General features: G+C 54.3%; 28 protein-coding genes. 20 read left to right on the top strand and 8 right to left on the bottom strand.

The window, feature by feature from the left end:
- Positions 1 to 60 precede the first annotated feature (60 nt).
- Entirely contained in the window at positions 61 to 1,461 is a 1,401-nt protein-coding gene (gene gabP / locus OGX75_RS14630) for a GABA permease (protein WP_024130878.1), read from the top strand.
- A 56-nt stretch (positions 1,462 to 1,517) separates the two neighbouring features.
- Positions 1,518 to 2,210 (top strand): DNA-binding transcriptional regulator CsiR, encoded by a 693-nt coding sequence (csiR, locus tag OGX75_RS14625; RefSeq protein ID WP_012134775.1) that lies wholly within the window; start codon positions 1,518 to 1,520, stop codon positions 2,208 to 2,210.
- A 6-nt stretch (positions 2,211 to 2,216) separates the two neighbouring features.
- Here the strand turns inward: csiR and lysM are convergent, their stop codons facing one another.
- Positions 2,217 to 2,666, bottom strand: a complete 450-nt coding sequence (gene lysM / locus OGX75_RS14620) for a peptidoglycan-binding protein LysM (RefSeq protein WP_012134776.1) — start codon at positions 2,664 to 2,666, stop codon at positions 2,217 to 2,219.
- A 190-nt stretch (positions 2,667 to 2,856) separates the two neighbouring features.
- On the opposite strand from lysM, the gene OGX75_RS14615 reads away from it, so the two are divergent.
- Positions 2,857 to 3,384: a rhodanese family protein gene (locus OGX75_RS14615; protein ID WP_115181245.1), complete on the top strand. Its 528-nt coding sequence runs from the start codon at positions 2,857 to 2,859 to the stop codon at positions 3,382 to 3,384.
- A 107-nt stretch (positions 3,385 to 3,491) separates the two neighbouring features.
- Here the strand turns inward: OGX75_RS14615 and stpA are convergent, their stop codons facing one another.
- Positions 3,492 to 3,893 (bottom strand): DNA-binding protein StpA, encoded by a 402-nt coding sequence (gene stpA / locus OGX75_RS14610; RefSeq protein ID WP_130028078.1) that lies wholly within the window; start codon positions 3,891 to 3,893, stop codon positions 3,492 to 3,494.
- Positions 3,894 to 4,401: 508 nt separating this feature from the next.
- Here stpA and alaE point away from each other — a divergent pair.
- Complete coding sequence (gene alaE, locus OGX75_RS14605; RefSeq protein ID WP_024130879.1) at positions 4,402 to 4,851, top strand: L-alanine exporter AlaE; 450 nt, start codon at positions 4,402 to 4,404, stop codon at positions 4,849 to 4,851.
- 39 nt (positions 4,852 to 4,890) lie between these two features.
- Here the strand turns inward: alaE and OGX75_RS14600 are convergent, their stop codons facing one another.
- Positions 4,891 to 5,247 carry a DUF2002 family protein gene (locus OGX75_RS14600; RefSeq protein WP_012134782.1) on the bottom strand — a complete coding sequence of 119 codons (357 nt, stop codon included), beginning with the start codon at positions 5,245 to 5,247 and terminating at the stop codon, positions 4,891 to 4,893.
- Between the two features lie 162 nt (positions 5,248 to 5,409).
- Here OGX75_RS14600 and OGX75_RS14595 point away from each other — a divergent pair, with 162 nt between their 5' ends.
- Positions 5,410 to 5,736, top strand: coding sequence for an ElaB/YgaM/YqjD family protein (locus tag OGX75_RS14595; RefSeq protein WP_024130880.1), 327 nt, complete (start codon positions 5,410 to 5,412; stop codon positions 5,734 to 5,736).
- Between the two features lie 33 nt (positions 5,737 to 5,769).
- Here the strand turns inward: OGX75_RS14595 and pdxR are convergent, their stop codons facing one another.
- Complete coding sequence (gene pdxR, locus OGX75_RS14590) at positions 5,770 to 7,122, bottom strand: MocR-like pyridoxine biosynthesis transcription factor PdxR (protein ID WP_199977582.1); 1,353 nt, start codon at positions 7,120 to 7,122, stop codon at positions 5,770 to 5,772.
- A gap of 103 nt (positions 7,123 to 7,225) precedes the next feature.
- Between pdxR and OGX75_RS14585 the strand changes: the two genes are divergently transcribed.
- The 15 genes from OGX75_RS14585 (at position 7,226) to OGX75_RS14515 (ending at position 21,867) form a co-directional block, all read left to right on the top strand.
- Complete coding sequence (locus tag OGX75_RS14585) at positions 7,226 to 7,657, top strand: carboxymuconolactone decarboxylase family protein (RefSeq protein ID WP_024130881.1); 432 nt, start codon at positions 7,226 to 7,228, stop codon at positions 7,655 to 7,657.
- Positions 7,658 to 7,919: 262 nt separating this feature from the next.
- Positions 7,920 to 8,165 carry a glutaredoxin-like protein NrdH gene (nrdH, locus tag OGX75_RS14580; protein ID WP_024130882.1) on the top strand — a complete coding sequence of 82 codons (246 nt, stop codon included), beginning with the start codon at positions 7,920 to 7,922 and terminating at the stop codon, positions 8,163 to 8,165.
- Positions 8,162 to 8,572, top strand: coding sequence for a class Ib ribonucleoside-diphosphate reductase assembly flavoprotein NrdI (gene nrdI, locus OGX75_RS14575; protein WP_012134787.1), 411 nt, complete (start codon positions 8,162 to 8,164; stop codon positions 8,570 to 8,572). The genes nrdH and nrdI overlap by 4 nt, the downstream gene beginning before the upstream one ends.
- Positions 8,545 to 10,689, top strand: coding sequence for a class 1b ribonucleoside-diphosphate reductase subunit alpha (gene nrdE / locus OGX75_RS14570; RefSeq protein ID WP_286451354.1), 2,145 nt, complete (start codon positions 8,545 to 8,547; stop codon positions 10,687 to 10,689). The genes nrdI and nrdE overlap by 28 nt, the downstream gene beginning before the upstream one ends.
- 10 nt (positions 10,690 to 10,699) lie before the next feature.
- A complete protein-coding gene (gene nrdF, locus OGX75_RS14565; RefSeq protein WP_286451353.1) occupies positions 10,700 to 11,659 on the top strand; it encodes a class 1b ribonucleoside-diphosphate reductase subunit beta in 960 nt (319 codons plus the stop codon).
- A 354-nt stretch (positions 11,660 to 12,013) separates the two neighbouring features.
- The gene (gene proV / locus OGX75_RS14560; RefSeq protein ID WP_012134791.1) at positions 12,014 to 13,216 is read left to right on the top strand and encodes a glycine betaine/L-proline ABC transporter ATP-binding protein ProV; all 1,203 of its coding nucleotides are present in this window, start codon (positions 12,014 to 12,016) and stop codon (positions 13,214 to 13,216) included.
- Positions 13,209 to 14,273 carry a glycine betaine/L-proline ABC transporter permease ProW gene (proW, locus tag OGX75_RS14555; protein WP_115181240.1) on the top strand — a complete coding sequence of 355 codons (1,065 nt, stop codon included), beginning with the start codon at positions 13,209 to 13,211 and terminating at the stop codon, positions 14,271 to 14,273. The genes proV and proW overlap by 8 nt, the downstream gene beginning before the upstream one ends.
- Before the next feature lie 189 nt (positions 14,274 to 14,462).
- Positions 14,463 to 15,458 carry a glycine betaine/L-proline ABC transporter substrate-binding protein ProX gene (proX, locus tag OGX75_RS14550; RefSeq protein ID WP_012134793.1) on the top strand — a complete coding sequence of 332 codons (996 nt, stop codon included), beginning with the start codon at positions 14,463 to 14,465 and terminating at the stop codon, positions 15,456 to 15,458.
- A 191-nt stretch (positions 15,459 to 15,649) separates the two neighbouring features.
- On the top strand, positions 15,650 to 16,834 hold the full coding sequence (locus OGX75_RS14545) for an MFS transporter (protein WP_012134794.1): 1,185 nt from the start codon (positions 15,650 to 15,652) through the stop codon (positions 16,832 to 16,834).
- A gap of 124 nt (positions 16,835 to 16,958) precedes the next feature.
- Positions 16,959 to 17,696, top strand: a complete 738-nt coding sequence (locus tag OGX75_RS14540) for an AzlC family ABC transporter permease (RefSeq protein WP_286451352.1) — start codon at positions 16,959 to 16,961, stop codon at positions 17,694 to 17,696.
- Positions 17,686 to 18,021 (top strand): L-valine transporter subunit YgaH, encoded by a 336-nt coding sequence (gene ygaH / locus OGX75_RS14535; RefSeq protein ID WP_047461737.1) that lies wholly within the window; start codon positions 17,686 to 17,688, stop codon positions 18,019 to 18,021. The genes OGX75_RS14540 and ygaH overlap by 11 nt, the downstream gene beginning before the upstream one ends.
- 90 nt (positions 18,022 to 18,111) lie before the next feature.
- Positions 18,112 to 18,642 carry a transcriptional repressor MprA gene (mprA, locus tag OGX75_RS14530; protein WP_012134797.1) on the top strand — a complete coding sequence of 177 codons (531 nt, stop codon included), beginning with the start codon at positions 18,112 to 18,114 and terminating at the stop codon, positions 18,640 to 18,642.
- Positions 18,643 to 18,770: 128 nt separating this feature from the next.
- Positions 18,771 to 19,943: a multidrug efflux MFS transporter periplasmic adaptor subunit EmrA gene (gene emrA / locus OGX75_RS14525; protein WP_024130884.1), complete on the top strand. Its 1,173-nt coding sequence runs from the start codon at positions 18,771 to 18,773 to the stop codon at positions 19,941 to 19,943.
- 16 nt (positions 19,944 to 19,959) lie between these two features.
- Positions 19,960 to 21,498 (top strand): multidrug efflux MFS transporter permease subunit EmrB, encoded by a 1,539-nt coding sequence (gene emrB, locus OGX75_RS14520; RefSeq protein ID WP_012134799.1) that lies wholly within the window; start codon positions 19,960 to 19,962, stop codon positions 21,496 to 21,498.
- Positions 21,499 to 21,513: 15 nt separating this feature from the next.
- Positions 21,514 to 21,867 carry a hypothetical protein gene (locus OGX75_RS14515; protein WP_286451351.1) on the top strand — a complete coding sequence of 118 codons (354 nt, stop codon included), beginning with the start codon at positions 21,514 to 21,516 and terminating at the stop codon, positions 21,865 to 21,867.
- Here OGX75_RS14515 and luxS read toward each other — a convergent pair.
- The 4 genes from luxS to yqaB all read right to left on the bottom strand — a co-directional run bounded on the left by luxS (position 21,864) and on the right by yqaB (position 25,150).
- On the bottom strand, positions 21,864 to 22,379 hold the full coding sequence (gene luxS, locus OGX75_RS14510; protein WP_012134800.1) for an S-ribosylhomocysteine lyase: 516 nt from the start codon (positions 22,377 to 22,379) through the stop codon (positions 21,864 to 21,866). The two genes, OGX75_RS14515 and luxS, sit on opposite strands and share 4 nt — an antisense overlap.
- A 149-nt stretch (positions 22,380 to 22,528) precedes the next feature.
- Positions 22,529 to 24,085 carry a glutamate--cysteine ligase gene (gene gshA, locus OGX75_RS14505; protein ID WP_286451350.1) on the bottom strand — a complete coding sequence of 519 codons (1,557 nt, stop codon included), beginning with the start codon at positions 24,083 to 24,085 and terminating at the stop codon, positions 22,529 to 22,531.
- A gap of 73 nt (positions 24,086 to 24,158) precedes the next feature.
- Positions 24,159 to 24,587, bottom strand: coding sequence for a YqaA family protein (locus OGX75_RS14500; protein WP_071257946.1), 429 nt, complete (start codon positions 24,585 to 24,587; stop codon positions 24,159 to 24,161).
- The gene (yqaB, locus tag OGX75_RS14495; protein WP_012134803.1) at positions 24,584 to 25,150 is read right to left on the bottom strand and encodes a fructose-1-phosphate/6-phosphogluconate phosphatase; all 567 of its coding nucleotides are present in this window, start codon (positions 25,148 to 25,150) and stop codon (positions 24,584 to 24,586) included. Before yqaB ends, OGX75_RS14500 begins: the two co-directional genes overlap by 4 nt.
- Positions 25,151 to 25,360 lie beyond the last annotated feature (210 nt).

Below are 25,360 nucleotides of genomic sequence, written 5' to 3'. Positions count from 1 at the left end.
TTACCGGGCCTACGCATCAAGAGCAGCCAACAGCTTCAATAACAATAACGGGGTAAGAAGATGGGGCAATTGTCAGAATCACATGCTTTAGGTGGCGGACTGAAATCCCGCCACGTCACCATGCTGTCTATCGCCGGCGTCATTGGCGCCAGTCTGTTTGTCGGTTCCAGCGTCGCGATTGCGCAAGCCGGGCCTGCGGTACTGCTGGCTTACCTGTTTGCCGGGTTGCTGGTCGTTATGATTATGCGAATGCTGGCCGAAATGGCCGTCGCCACGCCGGATACCGGCTCTTTCTCAACTTATGCGGATAAAGCCATCGGCCCCTGGGCGGGCTACACCATCGGCTGGCTGTACTGGTGGTTCTGGGTGCTGGTTATCCCACTGGAGGCCAATATTGCCGCCATCATCCTGCATTCATGGATACCGGGCGTCCCCATCTGGCTGTTCTCTCTGGCGATCACCATCGCATTAACCGGCAGTAATTTGCTGAGCGTCAAAAATTACGGCGAGTTCGAATTCTGGCTGGCGCTGTGCAAAGTGATTGCCATTCTGGCGTTTATCGCGCTGGGCGCGGCGGCAATTAGCGGCTTTTATCCCTACGCAGACGTGAGCGGCGTTTCACGCTTGTGGGATCATGGCGGCTTTATGCCCAATGGCTTCGGCGCGGTACTGAGCGCGATGCTGATCACCATGTTCTCATTTATGGGCGCAGAGATTGTCACGATTGCCGCCGCCGAGTCCGACACGCCGGATAAGCATATCGTGCGCGCCACCAACTCGGTGATCTGGCGTATTTCAATCTTCTACCTGTGCTCTATTTTCGTGGTGGTCGCGCTCATCCCGTGGAACATGCCGGGACTCAAAGACGTTGGTTCCTACCGTTCGGTACTGGAATTGCTGAATATTCCTTATGCCAAAGCGATCATGGACTGCGTGATTTTATTGTCAGTCACCAGTTGCCTGAATTCCGCGCTGTATACGGCGTCGAGAATGCTCTACTCCCTCAGCCGTCGTGGCGATGCGCCCGCCGTTATGGGCAAACTCAACCGCAGCAGGACGCCGTATGTGGCGGTGCTGTTATCCACGGGGGCGGCATTTCTCACGGTGGTGGTAAATTATTACGCCCCGGCGAAAGTGTTTAAATTCCTGATCGACAGCTCCGGCGCGATCGCCCTGCTCGTCTACCTGGTGATTGCGGTTTCCCAGCTCAGAATGCGGAAAATCCTGCTGGCGGAAGGGAGCGAAATTAAGCTGAAAATGTGGCTCTATCCGTGGCTGACCTGGCTGGTTATCGCTTTTATCTGCTTTGTGCTGGTGGTGATGCTATTCCGACCGGCGCAACAGCTGGAGGTGATTTCTACCGGGCTGTTAGGACTGGGGATCATTTGCACCGTGCCGATTATGTCCCGCTGGAAAAAACTGGTATTGTGGCAAAAAACGCCGTTGCAAAATACGCGTTAGACCTGTGTCCCGGCGCGCGCCGGGATATCAGCCCAATGCTATTCAGGAGTTGTACCATGACCGCCTCTGCCCAACCGACGGCCATAGATGGATACCGATGGCTCAAAAACGATATTATTCGCGGCGTTTATCAGCCCGATGAGAAGCTGCGCATGAGTCTGTTAACATCACGCTATGAGTTAGGCGTGGGGCCGTTGCGGGAGGCGCTTTCTCAACTGGTGGCGGAACGGCTGGTCACGGTGGTGAACCAGAAAGGCTATCGCGTGGCGTCAATGTCGGAGCAGGAATTGCTCGATATTTTCGATGCCCGCGCCAATATGGAAGCCATGCTGGTGCAACTGGCTATTGCGCGTGGCGGCGATGAGTGGGAAGCCGATATTCTCGCCAGGGCGCATATGCTCAACAAACTGGAATCGAGCGATGCCAGCGAACGTATGCTGGACGAGTGGGATCAGCGCCATCAGGCATTTCATACGGCCATTGTTGCCGGTTGCGGCTCACATTATCTGCTGCAAATGCGCGAGCGACTTTTCGATCTGGCGGCACGCTACCGTTTTATCTGGCTGCGCAAAACGGTTCTGTCCGTTGAAATGCTCGAAGATAAACATATTCAGCATCGGGCGCTTATGGAGGCTATTCTGGCGCGCGATGCCGCACGCGCCAGCGAATTAATGCGCCAGCATTTACTGACGCCAATTCCGATTATTCAACAGGCGATGGCCGGTAAACTTCAGCAGGAACAGAGCTGAGTCCGGTTACTCTTCCGGGATACGTAAAACCTGCCCGGGATATATTTTATCCGGGCTTTTCAGCATCGGCTTATTCGCTTCAAAGATTTTGTTGTACAGATTGGCATTACCGTAAACCTGTTTTGAAATAGCGCTCAACGTGTCGCCTGATTTCACCGTATAAAATTGACTCTCCGCCGCAGGCGCTGACGTTTTAACCTGATCTTCCACACTGCCGATCCCGGAAATATTCCCGATCGCAATGAGGATTTTTTCTTTCGCTTCCTGACTTAAACCGTCGCCCGTTACCGTCGCTTTACCGTCCGTCACCTGCACATTGACTTTATCGGCATCAGGAATACCGGTTTTGTTTAAGTGTTCCTGCACCTTTTTCGCCAGATCATCTTTATCATGATTTCCGGTTACGGCATCCCAGAGCTTTTCGCCCGCATCTTTCACAAAATTGAAGAGACCCATATTTACCTCGGTTGTACACAATAGACACCCAGAGAGTGTAGCAGAGGGAAGCGGCTTAACAGGGAAACGGCATGACATATTGCTGGCGCAAACTGTAAGGCGAACAAGACATTCCTCATTTACACCCTTTACGCTGCCAGGAAGCTGATTTACGCTGCTAAATACACCGTATTGTCCACCAGGAGAAACCATGACAACCGGGACGATTTCCCCGCGCGAAGCACAGGCGCTGATAGTACAAGGGGCAACGCTGATTGATATCCGTGACGCCGATGAATACCTGCGCGAACATATTCCCGACGCGCAGCTGGCGCCGCTCTCCACGCTTGAGCACGGCGCTTTTCCGGCGGCGTTACGGGCTGAACGCGTCATCTTTCACTGTCAGTCCGGCAGGCGTACCAGCGGCAATGCCGCAACGCTCCAGGCGGTCGCCGCCCCCGCAGAAGTCTGGCTGCTGGAGGGGGGAATCGAAGGCTGGAAAGCTGCGGGCCTGCCCGTGGCGGAAGATAAGTCTCAGCCGCTGCCGCTGATGCGTCAGGTGCAAATTGCCGCCGGAGGACTGGTTTTACTGGGCGTTGCGCTGGGTTACACCGTCAGTAGCGGTTTCTTCCTGATCAGCGGCTTTGTTGGCGCCGGGTTAATGCTGGCGGGATTCACGGGTTTCTGCGGCATGGCGCGACTGCTCGAAAAGATGCCCTGGAACCGGCGAACGCATTAAGCGGTGGCGCCAGAATCGCCGCAGTCCCCGGCGGGCCGGGTGGTTTGTACTGACCAGGTTGATATCAGCCGGATAAGCACCGTCTCATCCGGCAAGATACCGCGAAATTAGATCAGAAAATCATCCAGAGATTTCCCCGCCGCCAGCGCCTGGGCAATCGGCTTAGGCGTACGCCCCTGACCAGTCCATGTTTTCGTCTCACCATCAAAATCGGTAAAACGATATTTCGCCGGGCGCGGTGTACGTTTTTTACCTGAACGCGGCGTTGCCGCCCCCATATTTAATAAGTCTTCTGGATTGATGCCGTCGGCTTTCATCATCTCCAGAAAGGTATTAATTTTCTCTTGCTGTTCAGCGCGCAGACGCTGTTGCTCTTCTTCTTCTTCGCGTCTTTCTTTAGTGACAACCCTGAATTTTTCGAGCATTTCTTCAAGAACGTCAATGGAGAATTCGCGGGCCATTGCGCGCAGTGTACGGATATTATTTAAATTCTGTAACATCAAAGTCATAACAATAAAACCTTTTAACGCAGGGGAAAACAAGTATTACGCCAGAAAGTATATTCGATTATTGATTATATTTCCAGAGAGTGGGATATACAGCAATATCCGGCCTGCACACCGCCGCTTATATTTATTCGCCTTCGCCGTTATATATTCAGCCTGAATAACGCACGCCTGCGAAATTAAAAAAGCGGCCCCTCCCTGGCGTACACAACAGCAACCGTCGATGCCCTTTCACTCCCGCCTTGCTTGCGCAAAACGCCGAAAAAACCAATAAAAGTTAAGCCATTGATTTGGAAAACATTAGTCACGGCGGACAACGAAAATCCCGAAACGAACAAAAAACAGACATCGGCAGAGTATTTTATCGACAAAAAGGCAATAAATAAAAATTTTACACTAGTTGCTAGTTATTATGTAGAGATATACGCTATGCATTAGCGAAAGTACTACGCTAAATCACTACAACCACACGTTCAATGGCGATTTTTACCCTTTTACAAGGAGCATTAACATGTTCTCACCGCAGTCACGCTTGCGTCATGCAGTCGCAGACACGTTCGCGATGGTTGTTTATTGTTCTGTCGTGAACATGTTGATCGAGATATTCCTCTCTGGAATGACCTTTGAACAGTCGCTGTCTTCCCGTCTGGTCGCCATTCCGGTCAATATTCTGATCGCGTGGCCCTATGGAATGTATCGTGATGCGATTATGCGCGTCGCGCGTAAGGCGAGCCCGGCGAGTTGGGTGAAGAATCTGGCGGATGTACTGGCTTACGTCACCTTCCAGTCTCCGGTTTATGTCGCGATTTTGTTGACGGTCGGCGCAGACTGGCACCAGATTACAGCGGCAGTCAGTTCGAATATCGTGATATCCATGCTGATGGGCGCGGTTTACGGCTACTTCCTTGATTATTGCCGCCGCCTGTTCAAAGTCAGCAGCTACCACCAGGCCAAAGCCTGAGATCCGCTTTCTTCGCGACTGGCAAGGCCAGTCGCTTCATTAGTTTGAATTTGGTTTTGCTTCGCCAAACAGTCCATGCAAATAGCGCTCAAGCGCAATCCGTGAACTAAAGCCGTGCGGTATGCCGTAATGTTCGTGAATTTCTCCGCCTAAATAAAGCGGGAACTGATGATAATGATCGCAGGTTTTAATTTCCGAAGCGGGTTCTGCCAGTGAAGAACTGCGTTCTTTTAGCGTCGGATGAATCACTAATGCGGTACGCCCCATACGCGCTTCACGATTAACGTACACATAATTTTCGCCACGTCGATAACCGTATGCTTTCTGTGTTACCACATCTACGGTAAAACCCACTTTTTCAAGTACGCGCGCCACCTCATCGGGTCGTAAATACATATTTTATCCTCGTTATCCTTTACTGCGGGCTTACCTTACCCGATCCAGCATTAGCAACGCTTTCAGAAAAATCCATAAACTCGCGAATATACCGTGACGCGCCTCAGAAGATAAAAAATATGGACTACACTGAAGTTCACATCGAAATCAATGGAGGATCATATGTTTAACCGACCGAGCCGAAAAGACGCCGATGAAAATGTTCAGGATATTCAGAACGATGTCAGTCAATTAGCCGATACCCTTGAAGACGTGCTGAAATCATGGGGAAGCGATGCCAAAGATGAAGCGGAAACCGCGCGGCGCAAAGCGCAGGCATTGCTGAAAGAAACCCGTGCCCGTATGCATGGCCGCACGCGAGTAGAACAGGCGGCGCGTGATGCCGTAGGATGCGCGGATACCTTTGTGCGAGAAAAACCCTGGTGCAGCATGGGGACAGCCGCCGCTGTCGGCATCGTTGTCGGGGCGCTGTTAAGTTTACGCCGTTAACGGGGAATCTTGCCGGATGCGACGCAGAGCGTCTTATCCGGCCGACGGCGTGTCGGTTATGGCTTCCCGTAGCTGACGTGCGACCTGTTTTGCCATTTCCGCTGAAGTGATGTTGGTAAACGACAGCAGCAGTCCTCCCCTTCCTTCTGACTTAAGCCGCCAGCGGCTCAATGCCTGCACCGCTAATCCGGCCTGATTGGCTTTCGCCGTCAGCAACCGGTCATCAGCATCCACTGCAACAACCAGCTGAATGCCGCCTTCCTGCGGGACAACGGCGAATCCCTGCTCACGCAGCGCCTCTTCCATCCAAAGCCGTCGCCTGGCGTAATGCTGGCGCATCTTTTTCAAATGCCGCCAGAAATGACCATCGCGGATAAAATCCGCCAGCGTCTGCTGCCACAGCACCGGCACACTACAGGCCATCAGCCCCGCCAGTTGACGAAAACGCGCCACCTGATTAAGCGGAACCACCAGCCATGCGGTACGCAGCGCCGGAAACAGCGACTTGCTGAACGTTCCGGCATAGATCACCCGCTGCGGCGCATCGAGGCTTTTCAGCGGCGGAAGCGGCTTGCCGTGGTAACGAAATTCACTGTCATAATCGTCTTCGATAATCCATGCCTGCGCGCTCGCCGCCCATTCAAGTAACTGGCGGCGACGGGTTAAAGAGAGCGCCACGCCGAGCGGGCTTTGGTGGGCCGGCGTTAACAACACAAAACGCGCCTGCGGGTAATCGTGAATGCCTGCCGCCACATTCAATCCATGATCATCGACCGGAACCGGCATCAGCCCGATATTTTCCTGGGCAATCACCGGGCGAATAAGGGGAAACCCGGGATCTTCAACCCACATGCCTTCTCCTGGTTTCGCCAGCGCGCGCAGGATAAGGGTCATTGAGGACGCATAGCCGGAAGTGATAAACACCTGTTCCGGCAGGCATTCAATACTGCGCGACACCCGCAGATAATCGACAATGGCCTCGCGCAAAATCGCTTCGCCGCAGACGTCGCCCAACGCGAGATCAAAACGGGTCTGCGTACGCAGGCGACGCCCCATCACCCGCGCCCAAATCTCACGCGGGAAAAGATCCAGCGCAGGTAATCCCATTTGAAATGGATCGGGCGTCTGGCTTTCTCCGGCGAAAACGGCAGGCGTAGCGACCGTTTTTTCTGGACGTACATGCCCGCTGACAAACGTACCGGCCTGCCCGCGCCGCTCCAGCCAGCCTTGCGCCACCAGCTCGCCGTACGCGTTTTCGACCGTCGAGCGTGAAACGCCTAACTCTTGCGACCATGTCCGGCTGGACGGCAAACGCGCCCCGGCCTTGAGTTCGCCATGCTCAATGGCGTTTTTTAACTGACGGGCGATTTGCTGGTAGCGTGGCACAGGTGAACGATCCTTTATGGTCTGCTTTTTTCATAAAAATATGGCTCTCTTTAGCAGTCCATTATAGTGCTACATTGCTGACGTCTAAACGAGGAGAAGTATGATGACGACATTACGTCAGCCCTATTACGAACTTAGCCCTGAAGTCTATAGTGCGCTGGGCCAGGCCAAAAAAGCGTTGGAAAACAGCGCGCTGGACACCACGCTGATGGAACTGATTTATCTGCGTATCTCACAGATCAACGGTTGCGCATTTTGTCTGGAGATGCACAGCAAAGCCCTGCGTAAATCCGGCGTGGCGCAAAGCAAACTGGATGCACTGGCCGGGTGGCGGGTAAGCCATCACTTCAGCGAACAGGAGCGTGCGGCGCTGGCCTGGGCGGAATCCGTCACGGATATCGCAAGAACGCATGCCGAAGATGACGCGTATCTGCCGCTACTCGAAAGTTTCAGCGCCCGTGAAATCAGCGATCTGACCTTCGCTATCAGTCTGATGAACTGCTTCAACCGACTGGCCGTTGGGATGCGGATGTAAACCCGCTATTGCCGGATGGCGGCGTAAACGCCTTATCCGGCCTACACCGTAGGCCCGGTTAGCGTAAGCGCCATCGGACGACGTTTAACCATACCCCCCCATTCCCGCTGAGCTAATCAGCAGAAGCAAATTAATCGATATTTCCCATATCTTGTATGGTTGAAACTTTATTCATCTACATCTAGTATTCTCTCTATCAAGACACACACAACCCGACGCATATCATTGCGCCGTTCTCTCATTTTAAATGGAAATACGAATCATGCGCATTACTATTTACACTCGTAACGACTGTGTTCAGTGCCACGCCACCAAACGGGCGATGGAAAGCCGTGGATTTGACTTTGAGATGGTGAACGTCGATCTGGTTCCCGACGCGGCAGACACCCTGCGGGAAAAAGGTTTTCGCCAGTTGCCGGTGGTCATCGCGGGCGATACCAGTTGGTCAGGCTTCCGCCCGGATATGATCAACCGTCTGCATCCTGATGCGCGCGTGGCCAGCGCATGAGCCAACTCGTCTACTTTTCCAGCAGCTCCGAAAATACGCACCGCTTTATGCAGCGTCTGGGGCTGCCCGCTATTCGCATTCCGCTTAATGAACGCGAGCGAATCAGGGTAGACGAACCTTACATTCTGGTCGTCCCCTCTTACGGCGGCGGCGGTACGGCAGGCGCGGTTCCACGACAGGTGATCCGCTTTTTAAATGATGAACATAACCGGGCATTAATTCGCGGCGTGATCGCCTCCGGCAACCGTAACTTTGGCGAGGCTTACGGTCGCGCTGGCGAGGTCATTTCACAAAAATGCGGCGTCCCCTGGCTGTACCGCTTTGAACTGATGGGAACGCAAAGCGACATCGACAACGTCCGAAAAGGAGTGAGCGAATTTTGGCAACGACAACCGCAGAACGTGTAAAGCAAGAAACGATGGATTATCACGCGCTGAATGCCATGCTGAATCTGTACGATAAAGCAGGCCATATTCAGTTCGACAAGGATCGGCAGGCGGTGGAGGTGTTCTTTGCCACCCATGTCCGCCCCAATTCCGTCGCCTTTGCCAGCCAGGACGAGCGCCTGGAGTATCTGCTTCGCGAAGGCTATTACGACGAAAGCGTTTTAACCCGCTACGATCGCGCTTTCGTGGTGAAGCTGTTTGCTCACGCCCACGCCAGCGGTTTTCGCTTCCAGACGTTCCTTGGCGCGTGGAAATATTACACCAGCTATACGCTGAAAACGTTCGACGGCAAACGCTACCTTGAAGACTTTGAAGACCGGGTGACAATGGTGGCGCTGACGCTGGCGCAGGGTAATGAAGCGCTGGCGATGCAGCTTACCGATGAAATCCTCTCCGGGCGCTTTCAGCCGGCCACGCCGACCTTCTTAAACTGCGGCAAACAACAGCGTGGCGAGCTGGTCTCCTGCTTCCTGTTACGCATTGAAGACAATATGGAGTCCATTGGTCGGGCGGTTAACTCGGCGCTACAGCTTTCCAAGCGCGGCGGCGGCGTGGCGTTTTTGCTCTCGAATCTTCGTGAAGCGGGCGCGCCGATCAAGCGTATTGAGAACCAGTCCTCGGGCGTGATCCCGGTAATGAAGATGCTGGAAGACGCCTTTTCTTACGCCAATCAGTTAGGGGCGCGTCAGGGGGCGGGCGCCGTGTATCTGCACGCGCACCACCCGGATATCCTGCGTTTTCTCGACACGAAACGCGAAAACGCCGATGAAAAAATCCGCATTAAAACGCTGTCGCTGGGCGTGGTGATCCCGGACGTAACGTTCCGTCTGGCGAAAGAAAACGCGCAGATGGCGCTGTTCTCGCCTTACGATGTCGAACGCATTTACGGCAAACCGTTCGGAGATATCGCCATTAGCGAACGGTACGATGAGCTGCTCGCCGACGAACGCGTACGCAAGCAGTACATCAACGCGCGCGAATTTTTCCAGCGGCTCGCGGAAATCCAGTTTGAGTCAGGCTATCCCTACATCATGTATGAGGATACGGTAAACCGCGCAAACCCGATTGCCGGTCGCATCAACATGAGCAACCTGTGCTCGGAGATTTTGCAGGTCAACAGCGCCTCCACCTATGATGAAAATCTGGATTATGCGCAGGTCGGGCATGATATCTCCTGCAACCTCGGTTCGCTGAACATCGCCCATACGATGGACTCCCCGAATTTTGGCCGCACGGTGGAAACGGCGATTCGCGGCCTGACGGCGGTATCGGATATGAGCCATATCCGCAGCGTACCGTCAATTGAAGCCGGAAACGCCGCGTCACACGCGATTGGCCTGGGGCAGATGAACCTGCACGGTTATCTGGCGCGAGAAGGCATTGCCTACGGCAGCCCGGAGGCGCTGGATTTCACCAACCTCTATTTCTACACCGTGACCTGGCACGCGCTGAATACCTCAATGATGATGGCGCGTGAACGCGGTAAAACCTTCGCCGGATTCAAACAATCGCGCTATGCCAGCGGCGAGTATTTCGAACAATATTTGCAGGGCGACTGGCAGCCGAAAACCGACACGGTTCGTGCGCTCTTTGCCCGTAGCGGCATTACGCTTCCGGGCCGCGAAATGTGGGCGCGGCTGCGGGATGAGGTGATACGCTACGGCATCTATAACCAGAATTTACAGGCGGTGCCGCCGACCGGTTCCATTTCCTATATCAACCACGCGACGTCAAGCATTCACCCGATCGTGTCGAAGATAGAGATCCGCAAAGAAGGAAAAACCGGACGCGTTTACTACCCGGCCCCGTTTATGACCAATGAGAACCTGGACATGTACCAGGACGCCTATGAAATTGGCCCGGAAAAAATCATTGATACCTATGCCGAAGCCACACGCCACGTTGATCAGGGACTGTCGCTGACGCTGTTCTTCCCGGATACCGCGACAACCCGCGATATCAACAAAGCCCAGATTTACGCGTGGCGAAAAGGGATCAAAACGCTGTATTACATCCGTCTGCGTCAGCTGGCGCTGGAAGGTACTGAAATAGAAGGCTGCGTATCATGCGCGCTATAAGGAGAGCAGGATGAAACCATCACGCGTGAGCGCCATCAACTGGAACAAGATTCAGGATGATAAAGACCTGGAAGTGTGGAACCGCCTGACCAGCAACTTCTGGCTGCCGGAAAAGGTGCCGCTTTCCAATGATATCCCCGCCTGGCAGACGCTGAGCGCCGCCGAGCAGCAGCTTACCATCCGCGTGTTTACCGGATTAACGCTGCTCGACACCATTCAGAATATCGCCGGGGCCCCCGCGTTGATGCAGGACGCGCTGACGCCGCATGAAGAGGCGGTGCTGTCAAACATCAGCTTTATGGAAGCGGTACATGCCCGCTCGTACAGCTCGATTTTCTCTACGCTTTGCCAGACGAAAGACGTAGACGCGGCCTATGCCTGGAGTGAGGAAAATGCGCCGCTGCAACGCAAGGCGCAGATTATCCTGCAACATTACACCGCCGACAATCCGCTGAAAAAGAAAATCGCCAGCGTATTCCTGGAATCTTTCCTGTTCTATTCCGGCTTCTGGCTGCCAATGTATTTTTCCAGCCGGGGCAAGCTGACCAACACCGCCGACCTGATTCGTCTGATTATTCGTGACGAAGCGGTACATGGTTATTACATCGGCTATAAATACCAAAAAGGGCTGGAGAAACTGTCGGAATCCGAACGCGACGAATTGAAGCATTTCGCCCTTGATTTGCTGATGGAGCTGTATGACAACGAGTCTCGCTATACGGAAGAACTGTATGCCGAAACCGGTTGGGTGGCAGACGTTAACGCCTTTCTCTGTTACAACGCCAATAAAGCGTTGATGAACCTGGGCTACGAAGCGTTATTCCCCGCAGAAATGGCGGAGGTCAATCCTGCCATACTTGCTGCGCTGTCACCGAATGCGGATGAAAACCATGATTTCTTCTCCGGTTCAGGCTCCTCCTATGTGATGGGAAAAGCCATTGAAACCGAAGATGAAGACTGGAATTTTTGACGGCGATTATCGCGGTAAATATCGATCACACTTCCGCGATAATATTTTAACGGGATCACGTTTTTATCACACAATTATTTCCGTGTGATCTACACTCAATATCTGCCACATTATTCGCCTGAATTTCAGCAATTCAGGCGCATTTTCGGTGGTCGTTACAAAAAATATCGCTCTCCCCCCACTCCCCCTCAGCCCTTATATCATGGGAAATCCCGGCAAATGGCCTCCGGCAATATTTGTGTCTGAGGAAAATTCAGGGTTGTCTCAGATTCTCAGTATGTTAGGGTAGAAAAAGGTGACTATTTCTATCAGGTATCGTATCGACATAATAAATAACAGGAATCTTTCTATTGCATGGCAATTAAATTAGAAGTTAAGAATCTCTATAAGATATTTGGTGAGCATCCGCAGCGAGCTTTCAAATATATTGAAAAAGGACTTTCGAAAGAGCAAATTCTGGATAAAACAGGGCTATCGCTTGGCGTTAAAGACGCCAGTCTGGCCATTGAAGAAGGCGAGATTTTTGTCATCATGGGATTATCCGGTTCGGGTAAATCCACAATGGTACGCCTTCTCAATCGCCTGATTGAACCCACCCGCGGGCAAGTGCTGATCGACGGCGTTGATATTGCAAAAATATCTGACGCCGAACTTCGCGAGGTGCGCAGAAAGAAAATTGCGATGGTTTTCCAGTCATTTGCATTAATGCCGCACATGACCGTACTGGATAATACGGCATTCGGCATGGAATTAGCCGGCGTTGCCGCTGAAGAGCGCCGTGAAAAAGCGCTGGATGCCTTACGCCAGGTGGGGCTGGAGAATTATGCGCACGGCTACCCGGATGAACTCTCCGGCGGTATGCGTCAGCGTGTCGGTCTGGCCCGCGCATTAGCGATCAACCCTGACATTCTGTTAATGGATGAGGCCTTCTCGGCGCTCGATCCCTTAATTCGTACCGAGATGCAGGATGAGCTGGTAAAACTACAGGCAAAACATCAGCGTACCGTCGTTTTTATTTCCCACGATCTCGATGAAGCGATGCGTATTGGCGATCGTATTGCCATTATGCAAAACGGCGAAGTCGTTCAGGTGGGAACGCCAGATGAAATTCTGAATAACCCGGCGAATGATTATGTCCGCACCTTCTTCCGTGGGGTCGATATTAGCCAGGTGTTCAGCGCCAAAGATATTGCCCGCCGCAGCCCGGTGGGATTAATTCGTAAAACGCCAGGTTTTGGTCCGCGTTCCGCACTGAAATTATTGCAGGATGAAGACCGTGAGTTTGGTTATGTGATTGAACGCGGTAATAAGTTTGTCGGCATTGTTTCCATCGACTCATTAAAAGCGGCATTAAGCCAGGCGCAAGGTATTGAAGCAGCACTTATTGACGAGTCACTGGCGGTGGATGCGCAAACACCTCTTAGCGAGTTGCTCTCTCATGTTGGCCAGGCGCCTTGTGCGGTGCCGGTTGTCGACGAGGAACAACAGTATGTCGGCATTATTTCAAAACGCATGCTGCTACAGGCTTTAGATCGCGAGGGGGCAAACAATGGCTGAACAAACTAATCCGTGGGATACCGCGCCAGCGGCGGATAGCGCCGCGCAATCCGCCGACGCCTGGGGAGCGCCTTCGGGCGCGCCTGCCGACGGCGGCGGCGCAGACTGGCTGACCAGCGCGCCCGCGCCTGCGCCAGAACATTTTAATATTATGGACCCGTTCCATAAGACGCTGATCCCGCTGGACAGCTGGGTCACTGAAGGGATCGACTGGGTCGTTACGCATTTCCGCCCCGTTTTCCAGGGCATCCGTGTACCGGTGGATTACATTCTCAATGGCTTCCAGCAGCTGTTGCTGGGTATGCCAGCTCCGGTGGCGATTATCATTTTCGCACTGATCGCCTGGCAGATCTCCGGTTTGGGGATGGGGGCCGCCACGCTGGTGTCCCTGATTGCCATCGGCGCGATTGGCGCCTGGTCACAGGCGATGATTACCCTGGCGCTGGTGCTGACCGCCCTGCTGTTCTGCGTGGTCATCGGTTTGCCGCTGGGGATATGGCTGGCGCGCAGTCCGCGTGCGGCGAAGATTGTCCGCCCGCTGCTGGATGCGATGCAGACGACGCCTGCGTTCGTCTATCTGGTGCCAATCGTGATGCTGTTCGGTATCGGTAACGTGCCGGGGGTGGTAGTGACCATTATCTTTGCCCTGCCGCCGATTGTGCGTCTGACCATTCTGGGGATTAACCAGGTTCCGGCGGATTTGATCGAAGCCTCGCGCTCATTTGGCGCCAGTCCGCGTCAGATGCTGTTCAAAGTACAGCTACCGCTGGCCATGCCCACCATTATGGCGGGTGTTAACCAGACGCTCATGCTTGCCCTCTCCATGGTAGTGATCGCCTCTATGATTGCCGTCGGCGGGCTTGGTCAGATGGTGCTGCGTGGTATTGGCCGCCTCGACATGGGGCTGGCGACCGTCGGCGGGGTCGGTATTGTGATCCTCGCTATCATTCTGGACCGCCTGACCCAGGCCGTTGGTCGCGACTCACGCAGCCGTGGCAACCGCCGCTGGTATACCACCGGTCCCGTTGGGCTTATCACTCGCCCTTTCGTTAAGTAATTCACCCGTTGCCCGGTGGCACATTGCTTACCGGGCCTACAATTCATTAGCTTACACAAAATCGTTCAATCTGCATCGCGGCGGCAAACGAATGTATCCCCAGGAGCGAACACGCAGTACGTGACCGGGGTGCATGAGTGCAGCCAACAAAGAGGCAGCTTGAAAGATGAAGTGTAATAAGGAACAACGATGCGACATAACATTCTATTTGCCACAGCGTTTGCCACCCTTGTCTCTACCAGCGCATTCGCTGCCGACCTGCCGGGCAAAGGCGTTACCGTACAGCCGGTGCAGAGTACCATCACCGAAGAAACCTTCCAGACGCTGCTGGTCAGCCGCGCGCTGGAGAAACTGGGTTATACCGTTAATAAGCCAAGCGAAGTTGATTACAACGTCGGTTACACCTCCATTGCCTCTGGCGATGCAACTTTTACCGCCGTGAACTGGCAGCCGCTGCATGATGATATGTACGCCGCTGCGGGCGGAGACAAAAAGTTCTATCGCGAGGGGGTATTCGTGACGGGCGCCGCTCAGGGTTATCTGATCGACAAGAAAACCGCTGAGCAGTACAAGATCACTAACCTCGCCCAGTTAAAAGACCCGAAAATCGCCAAAATCTTTGATACCAACGGCGACGGCAAAGCTGACATGATGGGTTGTTCGCCAGGCTGGGGTTGTGAAGCGGTGATTAACCACCAGAACAAAGCGTTCGATCTGGAAAAAACCGTCGACGTCAGCCACGGTAACTATGCCGCGATGATGGCCGACACCATCACCCGCTTCAAAGAAGGCAAGCCGATTCTGTACTACACCTGGACGCCGTACTGGGTGAGCGACGTGATGAAGCCGGGTAAAGATGTTGTCTGGTTACAGGTGCCGTTCTCTTCCCTGCCGGGCGAGCAGAAAGACATTGATACCAAACTGCCGAACGGCGCGAACTATGGCTTCCCGGTGAACACCATGCACATTGTCGCCAACAAAGCCTGGGCAGAGAAAAACCCGGCGGCGGCGAAGCTGTTCGCCATCATGAAGGTGCCGCTGGCGGATATCAACGCGCAGAACGCGATGATGCATGAAGGCAAATCTTCCGAGGCCGATGTTCAGGGTCACGTTGACGGCTGGATCAAAGCCCACCAGCAGCAGTTTGACGGCTGGGTAAAAGAAGCGCTGGCCGCGCAGAAATAACCCACTCGTCGGCCTTAAAGCTGCGCGCCATCAGGCGCAGTAACCACACCAATGCCGGATGGTGGCGCGATGCGCCTTATCCGGCCTATACGCCCTACCTCAACCGCACAATCCATCACTCAACAAACCACTCACATTCATAAACATCCGCTATGATTGATACCCCAGGAAATCATATCTGACTCAAAATAATGACTAAATCCACTCACGGGCTTAGCCCGGCGCTGATTGTTTTAATGTCCGTGGCAACCGGTCTGGCCGTCGCCAGTAACTATTACGCCCAGCCGTTGCTCGATACTATCGCAAACAATTTCTCGCTTTCCGCCAGCTCGGCGGGCTTTATCGTTACCGCCGCTCAGTTGGGCTATGCCGCCGGATTGCTCTTTCTGGTGCCGCTGGGCGATATGTTCGAGCGCCGGACGCTCATCGTCTCCATGACGCTGCTGGCCGCAGGCGGCATGCTGATTACCGCCAGCAGTCAGTCGCTCGGCATGATGATTCTCGGCACGGCGCTCACCGGGCTGTTCTCCGTCGTGGCGCAAATCCTGGTGCCGCTGGCGGCGACGCTCGCCACGCCGGATAAGCGCGGCAAAGTGGTCGGCACCATCATGAGCGGCCTGCTGCTGGGGATTTTACTGGCGCGTACCGTTGCCGGATTGCTGGCGAATCTTGGCGGCTGGCGCACCGTCTTCTGGGTCGCTTCTGTGCTGATGGCGCTGATGGCCGTCGCGCTGTGGCGCGGTTTACCAAAGGTGAAATCAGAAACGCATCTTAACTATCCGCAGCTATTGGGTTCCGTGTTCAGCCTGTTTATCCACGACGGCCTCCTGCGCACCCGCGCGTTGTTAGGCTGCCTGACGTTCGCCAACTTCAGCATTCTCTGGACATCAATGGCCTTTTTACTGGCCGCGCCGCCGTTTAACTATTCCGAAGGGATGATTGGGCTGTTTGGTCTGGCGGGAGCCGCTGGCGCGCTGGGCGCACGTCCAGCGGGCGGTTTTGCCGATAAAGGGAAGTCTCATCTCACCACGACTTTCGGCCTGCTGTTGCTGTTGCTCTCCTGGCTGGCTATCTGGTACGGACACAGCTCCGTGCTGGCGCTGATTATTGGCATCCTGGTGCTGGATCTCACCGTGCAGGGCGTACACATCACCAATCAGACGGTGATTTACCGCGTCCACCCGGATGCGCGTAACCGGCTCACCGCCGGGTATATGACCAGCTACTTTATCGGCGGCGCCGCCGGTTCGTTGATTTCGGCATCGGCCTGGCAGCATGCCGGCTGGGCCGGCGTTTGTCTGGCCGGTACCACCGTCGCCGCACTCAATCTGCTGGTCTGGTGGCGAGGTTTTCACCGACAAGAAGCCGCAAATTAAGCAGATGGCAAGCGTTTACCTTTGATTGAGCTCCCCAGGGTGTTAAGGCGTCCCCCACTCTGTTAAGGTTATATGATTCATTTATGCTGGTTATTTTAACATCGGTGACGAATCAGATAATCTTATGGAAAGCCCTGCACCCCAGTCTGAGCTCCGTCCGGCAACCTTAACGGAAGGATTCAAAGACAGTTTACCGATAGTCATAAGTTATATTCCGGTGGCGTTTGCGTTTGGCCTCAACGCCACCCGTCTGGGCTTTACTCCCCTCGAAAGCGTTTTTTTCTCCTGCATTATTTACGCAGGCGCCAGCCAGTTCGTCATCACCACCATGCTCGCGGCGGGCAGCACATTATGGGTCGCCGCGTTGACCGTAATGGCGATGGACGTACGTCATGTGCTGTACGGCCCTTCCCTGCGTAGTCGCATCAGCCAACGGCTCAGTAAACCTAAAACCGCCCTGTGGGCATTTGGCCTCACCGATGAAGTGTTTGCTGCCGCCACGGCCAAACTGGTGCGGGATAACCGTCGCTGGAGTGAAAACTGGATGATCGGCATCGCGTTCTGCTCCTGGGTCTCCTGGGTGCTCGGCACGGTCATTGGCGCATTTTCCGGGAGCGGATTGCTGAAAGGCTTCCCCGCCGTTGAGGCGGCATTAGGTTTTATGCTGCCAGCCCTGTTTATGAGCTTTTTGCTCGCCTCTTTTCAACGCAAACAAACGCTGTGCGTCACGGCGGCGTTAATCGGCGCGCTGGCAGGCGTCACGCTATTTTCCATTCCTGCGGCTATCCTGGCGGGTATCGCCAGCGGGTGTCTGACCGCCTTGATCCAGTCGTTCTGGCAAGGAGCGCCCGATGAGTTATGAGGTTTTGCTGCTGGGGCTGCTGGTTGGCTGCGCCAATTATTGTTTTCGTTATTTACCGCTTCGTCTGCGAATGGGAAACACCCGTCCCGCCAGGCGCGGGGCAACGGGCGTGTTGCTCGACACCATTGGCATCGCGTCCATCTGCGCCCTGTTGGTGGTGTCTACGGCTCCCGAAGTGATGCACGACGCCAGCCGGTTCATTCCGACGCTGGTCGGGTTTGCCGTCCTGGGCGTCAGTTTCTACAAGACGCGCAGCATCATCATCCCAACGCTACTGAGCGCTCTGGGCTATGGACTCGCCTGGAAGATAGGGGTCATTTTATAACCCAAAAGAATCATTTTAAATTAATAATACATTTACTTTATTTGTCACTGTCGTTACTATATCGGCTGAAATTAATGAGGTCATGCCCAAATGGATAGTTCGTTTACGCCCATTGAACAAATGCTAAAATTTCGCGCCAGCCGCCACGAAGAGTTTCCTTACCAGGAGATCCTTCTGACCCGCCTTTGCATGCATATGCAAGGCAAACTGCTGGAAAACCGCAATAAGATGCTGAAAGCTCAAGGGATTAACGAGACGTTGTTTATGGCGTTGATTACGCTGGAGTCTCAGGAAAACCACAGTATTCAGCCATCTGAACTGAGTTGCGCGCTGGGCTCGTCCCGTACCAACGCAACACGTATCGCAGATGAGTTAGAGAAACGCGGTTGGATCGAACGTCGTGAAAGCGATAACGATCGTCGCTGCCTGCATCTGCAACTGACGGAGAAAGGTCACGCGTTTTTGCGCGAGGTGTTACCGCCTCAGCATCACTGCCTGCACCAGCTATGGTCCTCTCTCAGCACCGCCGAAAAAGATCAACTTGAGCACATCACTCGTAAGCTCCTGACGCGTCTCGATCAGATGGATCAGGATGGCGCCGTTCTTGAGGCGCTACGCTAACGCGTCGACACGCTCAATCATCCAGATTTATAAAAGAAAAAACTGACAGGCCAGCACGTCATACTGCTGGCCTTTCTGACAAAAACGTCGGCCCAGCCGATATGAAAAATAAGATCGTGGAGAACAACATGAGCGCAAATGCGGAGACTCAAACCCCGCAGCAACCGGTTAAGAAGAATGGCAAACGTAAAAGCGCGCTAATCCTTTTAACCTTGCTCTTTATCGCAATTGCCGTGGCATATGGGATTTATTGGTTTTTAGTACTGCGTCATATCGAAGAGACGGATGATGCGTACGTGGCAGGGAACCAGGTTCAAATCATGGCGCAGGTATCAGGCAGCGTGACGAAAGTCTGGGCTGATAACACTGACTTTGTAAAACAGGGCGACGTGCTGGTCACGCTCGACCAGACGGATGCCAGACAAGCATTCGAAAAAGCGAAAACGGCGCTGGCCTCCAGCGTTCGCCAGACGCACCAGTTGATGATCAATAGCAAGCAGCTCCAGGCCAGCATTGAAGTGCAGAAAACCGCACTGGCGCAGGCGCAAAGCGACTTTAATCGTCGCGTGCCGCTGGGCAATGCGAACCTGATCGGTCGCGAAGAGCTGCAACACGCGCGTGATGCCGTCGCCAGCGCGCAGGCGCAGCTGGATGTGGCAATTCAGCAATATAACGCAAACCAGGCGATGATCCTCGGCAGCAAGCTGGAAGATCAGCCTGCCGTGCAACAGGCGGCCACGGAAGTGCGCAACGCCTGGCTGGCGCTGGAACGTACCAAAATCGTCAGCCCGATGACCGGCTACGTCTCCCGCCGCGCCGTACAGCCTGGCGCGCAGATTAGCCCGACCACGCCGCTGATGGCGGTCGTGCCTGCCACCAACCTGTGGGTAGACGCGAACTTCAAAGAGACGCAGCTCGCCCATATGCGTATCGGCCAACCGGCAACGGTCATCAGCGATATTTACGGCGATGACGTGAAATACACCGGTAAGGTTGTCGGCCTGGATATGGGGACAGGCAGCGCCTTCTCCCTGCTTCCGGCGCAAAACGCGACCGGCAACTGGATCAAGGTCGTGCAGCGCTTGCCTGTACGTATTGAACTGGATGCGCAGCAACTGGCGCAGCATCCGCTGCGTATCGGCTTATCAACCCTCGTCACCGTGGATACGTCGAACCGCGACGGACAGGTGCTGGCAAGCCAGGTTCGTAGTACCCCGGTTTCTGAGAGTAACGCACGAGAAATTAATCTCGCTCCGGTCAATAAGCTGATCGAAGAGATTGTGCAGGCCAACGCGGGATAATCCTGAGGTGCGTGTAATGCAACAGCAAAAACCGCTGGAAGGCGCGCAGCTGGTCATTATGACGATTGCGCTGTCGCTGGCGACATTCATGCAGGTGCTGGACTCCACCATTGCTAACGTGGCGATCCCCACCATCGCCGGGAACCTTGGCTCATCGTTGAGCCAGGGGACATGGGTTATCACCTCATTCGGGGTGGCGAACGCGATCTCCATCCCGATTACCGGCTGGCTGGCGAAACGCGTCGGGGAAGTGAAGCTGTTCATGTGGTCAACCGTCGCCTTTGCCATTGCGTCATGGGCGTGCGGGGTCTCCAACAGTCTGAACATGCTGATCTTCTTCCGCGTGGTTCAGGGTGTCGTCGCAGGGCCGTTAATCCCGCTCTCACAGAGCCTGTTGCTGAATAACTATCCTCCCGCAAAACGTTCTATCGCGCTGGCGCTATGGTCGATGACGGTGATTGTCGCGCCGATCTGCGGCCCGATACTGGGCGGCTACATCAGCGATAACTATCACTGGGGCTGGATTTTCTTCATCAACGTGCCGATTGGGGTTGCGGTCGTGCTGATGACGCTGCAAACCCTGCGCGGTCGCGAGACCCGCACCGAGCAGCGACGTATCGACGCTATCGGCCTGGCGCTGCTGGTGATTGGTATCGGCAGTCTACAGATCATGCTTGACCGCGGGAAAGAGCTGGACTGGTTCGCCTCGCAAGAGATTATCATCCTGACCGTGGTCGCCGTCATTGCCATCAGTTTCCTGATTGTCTGGGAGCTGACCGACGATAACCCAATCGTTGACCTCTCCTTGTTCAAGTCGCGTAACTTTACGATTGGCTGTTTGTGTATCAGTCTCGCCTATATGCTCTATTTCGGCGCGATTGTGTTGTTACCGCAGCTGTTGCAGGAGGTATACGGTTATACCGCGACGTGGGCCGGCCTGGCCTCAGCGCCGGTCGGGGTAATCCCGGTGATCCTGTCGCCGATTATCGGACGTTTCGCCCACAAGCTGGATATGCGCAGGCTGGTCACGTTCAGCTTTATCATGTATGCCGTCTGCTTTTACTGGCGTGCGTGGACGTTTGAACCGGGTATGGATTTCGGCGCATCGGCCTGGCCGCAGTTTATTCAGGGCTTCGCCGTAGCCTGCTTCTTTATGCCGCTCACCACCATCACGCTCTCCGGCTTGCCGCCTGAGCGTCTGGCGGCGGCGTCGAGTCTGTCTAACTTTACGCGAACGCTGGCGGGGTCAATTGGTACATCAATCACCACCACCATGTGGACCAACCGTGAAGCGATGCACCATTCGCAATTGACCGAGTCGGTGAATCCGTACAACCCCAATGCCCAGGCGATGTACGATCAGCTACAGGGGCTGGGGATGACGCAGCAGCAGGCGTCAGGCTGGATCGCCCAGCAGATTACCAATCAGGGGCTGATTATTTCCGCCAATGAGATCTTCTGGATGTCGGCCGGGATCTTCCTCGTGCTGCTTGGGCTGGTCTGGTTCGCCAAACCACCTTTCGGCGCGGGCGGCGGCGGTGGAGGCGCGCATTAATAAAAAAGCCAGTTCATGATGAACTGGCTTTTTTTGCCGGATGGCGGCGGCGCCTTATCCGGCCTACAGAACACGCACATTGTAGGCCCGGTAAGCATTGCGCCACCGGGCATAACGCCGGATGGCGGCTGCGCCTTATCCGGCCTACAGAGCACACACATTGTAGGCCCGGTAAGCATCGCGCCACCGGGCATAACGCCGGATGGCGGCTGCGCCTTATCCGGCCTACAGAGCACACACATTGTAGGCCCGGTAAGCATCGCGCCACCGGGCATAATGCCGGATGGCGGCGGCGCCTTATCCGGCCTACAGAACGCGCACATTGTAGGCCCGGTAAGCATCGTGCCACCGGGCATTGCATTCGACTAGATATGCAGTTCCTGCAATTTATCTTTCGGCAGGGCCAGCTCTTCGTTGCTGTTGATGCGAACGTCGTGTTCCAGAATATGACGTGCAATATCCTGCGCTTCGCTCAGAGAGTGCATCTGATACGTACCGCACTGATAAACGTTCAGCTCCGGGATCTGATTCTGCTCCTTCACTTTCAGCACGTCAGCCATCGCGGCTTTCCAGGCGTCTGCCACACGTTGTTCGTCAGGCGTACCGATCAGGCTCATGTAGAAACCGGTACGGCAGCCCATCGGGGAGATATCGATAATCTCAACACCGTTGCCGTTCAGATGATTACGCATAAAACCAGCGAACAGGTGCTCCAGCGTATGGATACCCTTCTCAGGCATCACTTCTTTATTCGGGATGCAGAAACGCAGGTCAAACACGGTAATGGTATCGCCATGCGGGGTGTTCATCGTTTTCGCGACCCGGACTGCTGGTGCTTCCATCCGGGTATGATCGACTGTGAAGCTATCTAACAACGGCATTTAGCCACCTCCGATAATATTTTTTAAAATAAACTGAACTCTTCGTTCCGGGGCGAGTCTGAGTATGTGAAAGACGCGCATTTGTTATCATCATCCCTGTTTTCAGAGATGAAATTTTGGCCACTCACGAGTGGCCTTTTTCTTTTCTGTCAGGCGTGCTTTTCCAGCCACGCATCAAACGGTTCGGTATCCGCCGCTTCAACCTCAAGCTGACGACGCGTTGACGCCTCACGCTCAGCAATGAAGTCCTCTTCACGCAAAATTTCCAGCGGTTCTTCGCGCAGCAGATTGCGATAAGCCTCGCCCAGCGCTTTGCCAGTGCCGCCAATCCCGGTATCAATCATCGAGCGCAAAATACGCGCTGAGAACGTCAGCTCCGGGTTGTCGAAACAGGCAACCAGTTCATCACATACCTTCTGATAATCCTCTCCCCCGTGGATGCTGTCCAGCGTTTGCGCCACACGTTTCAGGTCGCGGAACAGATCTTTACCCACTTTCGGCAGCGGGAACTGCGCGGTTTCACAGCCAATCCCTAACGTCAGCCCTGGTTTACGCCCTTCCAGAATCACCCGATTCCAGTTCGTGCGCGTGCACAGCAGCTCGTCGCTGCTCATTTCCGGCGCATCGGCCAGTACGCACCAGACCATAAACAGATCCAGGAAACGCACCTGCTGTTCGTCCACGCCAATAGGCGAGAACGGGTTAATATCCAGCGAACGCACTTCGATATATTCAATCCCGCCGCGCAGAAGCGCATCTGACGGCGTTTCTCCGCTATGCGTCACGCGTTTAGGGCGGATCGGCGCATACAGCTCGTTCTCAATCTGTAGCACGTTGCTGTTGATTTGCAGGCGTTTACCGTCCTTCTCCAGACCGATCTCCGCATACTCCGTGGACGGCGTTTTGATCGCGCGCTTCAATCCTGCCACATATTCATGCAGATCGTTAAACGTAATTCCAAGATTGCTTTGCGACTTATTGGTATAACCCAGGTCGCTCAAACGCAGCGACGTTGCATACGGCAGGTAGTACATACCGCAGTCCGTTTTTTCAAACGGCAGCGTGGTGGGTTTGCCCTGCAAGAATGAGGAACAAATAGCCGGAGAGGCGCCAAACAGATACGGAATGACCCACCCAAAACGGTAATAGTTACGGATCAGGCGGAAATAGCCTGCGGAAATTTTCTCTTTCGCATCTTCCCCGTCCACGACGCCACACTTCGCCTGCCAGAATGCCATCGGCAGCGAAAAATTGTAGTGTACGCCGGAGATGGTTTGCATCAACGCGCCGTAACGATTTTTCAACCCTTCCCGGTAAAGCGTTTTCAAACGACCAATATTTGACGTACCGTACTGCGCCAGCTCAATATCCTGCCCTTCAGCAATATAGCAAGGCATACTCAGCGGCCACATCCGCTCATCACCCAAATTTCTGGCCGTATAGCGATGCAGGTCGCGCATCAATGTGAGCATATGCTGAATATCGCCGTCTACCGGGGTAATAAACTCCAGCAGGGCTTCAGCAAAATCTGTCGTGACCCATTTGTGCGTCAGCGCCGAGCCTAACGCGTCAGGATGACCTGTGGTTGCCAGCGTGCCATCAGCGTTAACACGCAGCGTTTCGCGCTCCAGCCCGCGTTGAATCCCCTTTAGTGCCTGAGGATGCCTTTCCAGCCAGGTCAGAGCCTGTGATACGTCCGGGATCAAATTGACCTCCCGCCTGTCAAAATCGTTTTAATTAGCATAATTGTAATGGTGACGGTAAATGTCTATCCCACAATTAGTGCCACCACATAATGCCCTGAACCGTAGCGGTTGCGACGATAACGTAACGCAACGCTTTACCAAGGCATAAAAAAAAGAGCACTGGCCCCCACGAGATGCGCATCCATCCCGCTAACAGGCACAGCAAATCACCGATAACCGGCGCCCAGCTTAATAATAGTGTGACTGCACCGTAGCGCTTAAGCCAGCCAGTGGCTTTTTCCTGCCAGCGCGATGTTTTGCGCAACGGAAAAAAACGCCCAAGGATAACGTTAGTTAACCCTCCAAGGCTATTACCCATTGTTGCTGTTAAGACTAAGACCCAGGGATGACTTACCCCGGAGACTAACATGGCAACTAAAACAACTTCGGAATTACCGGGCAACAGCGTGGCGCTGAGAAAACTGCTGGCAAACAGTGACAGGAGCGACAGCCCGTCACTCACAATAGTCGAACGTCCACGGCATCCATTCCCGCCGCGCGTGCTGCCTGCAAGCCGAAATCCGCATCCTCAAACACGACGCATTGCGTCGGCACAACGCCCATACGCTCCGCACACAGCAGGAACGTATCCGGCGCGGGTTTGTGGTGCAGAACATGATCCGCAGCGACAACCGCATCAAAATAACGACGCAGCCCCAGATGGGTCAATAGCGCTTCGGCAATTGCGCTTTCGCTGCCCGTTCCCACCGACAGAGGTCGACGGCCATACCAGGCTTTGACCACCTCAACCAGCGGCAGAGGCTCTACGCTATCCAGCAACATGCTTTTCACTGCATCAGTTTTTTCTTGCGCCAGCGCATGAGGGTCAAGATCGGCGTGATTCAGTTCGATAATCGACTGCGCGATACGCCAGGTTGGAGAACCGTTAAGCGCCACCATCGCTTGCAGATCAAAGCGAAGGCCATAGCGCCCTAATACCTCGTCCCACGCCTTACGGTGCGTCGGCTCGGTATCCAGGATGGTGCCATCCATATCAAAAATCAAACCCGCATAACGTTCGTACATCGTGTTCTCACAAACCAAATGACCAGATGTTACTTTATCGTAATTGACTGATTTTGTCGCTGGCAGAGAAATGAGGATTGTTCAGGGTAGAGAGGTAATAGAGGTATTCAGGAGAAGATGGTGGAGAAGAAGATGGTGCATCCGGGAGGATTACTCGGCTGCGCCTCGCCCTACGGGCCGTTGCTGAAGCAACGTTATCCTCCCTGGTGC

The sequence above is a fragment of the Citrobacter sp. CK199 genome (assembly GCF_030333285.1).
In the GTDB taxonomy this organism is placed as follows: Bacteria; Pseudomonadota; Gammaproteobacteria; order Enterobacterales; family Enterobacteriaceae; genus Citrobacter_B; species Citrobacter_B koseri.
Note: the sequence above shows the minus strand (reverse complement) of the source record. Positions and strands in the feature narration are given on the sequence as shown.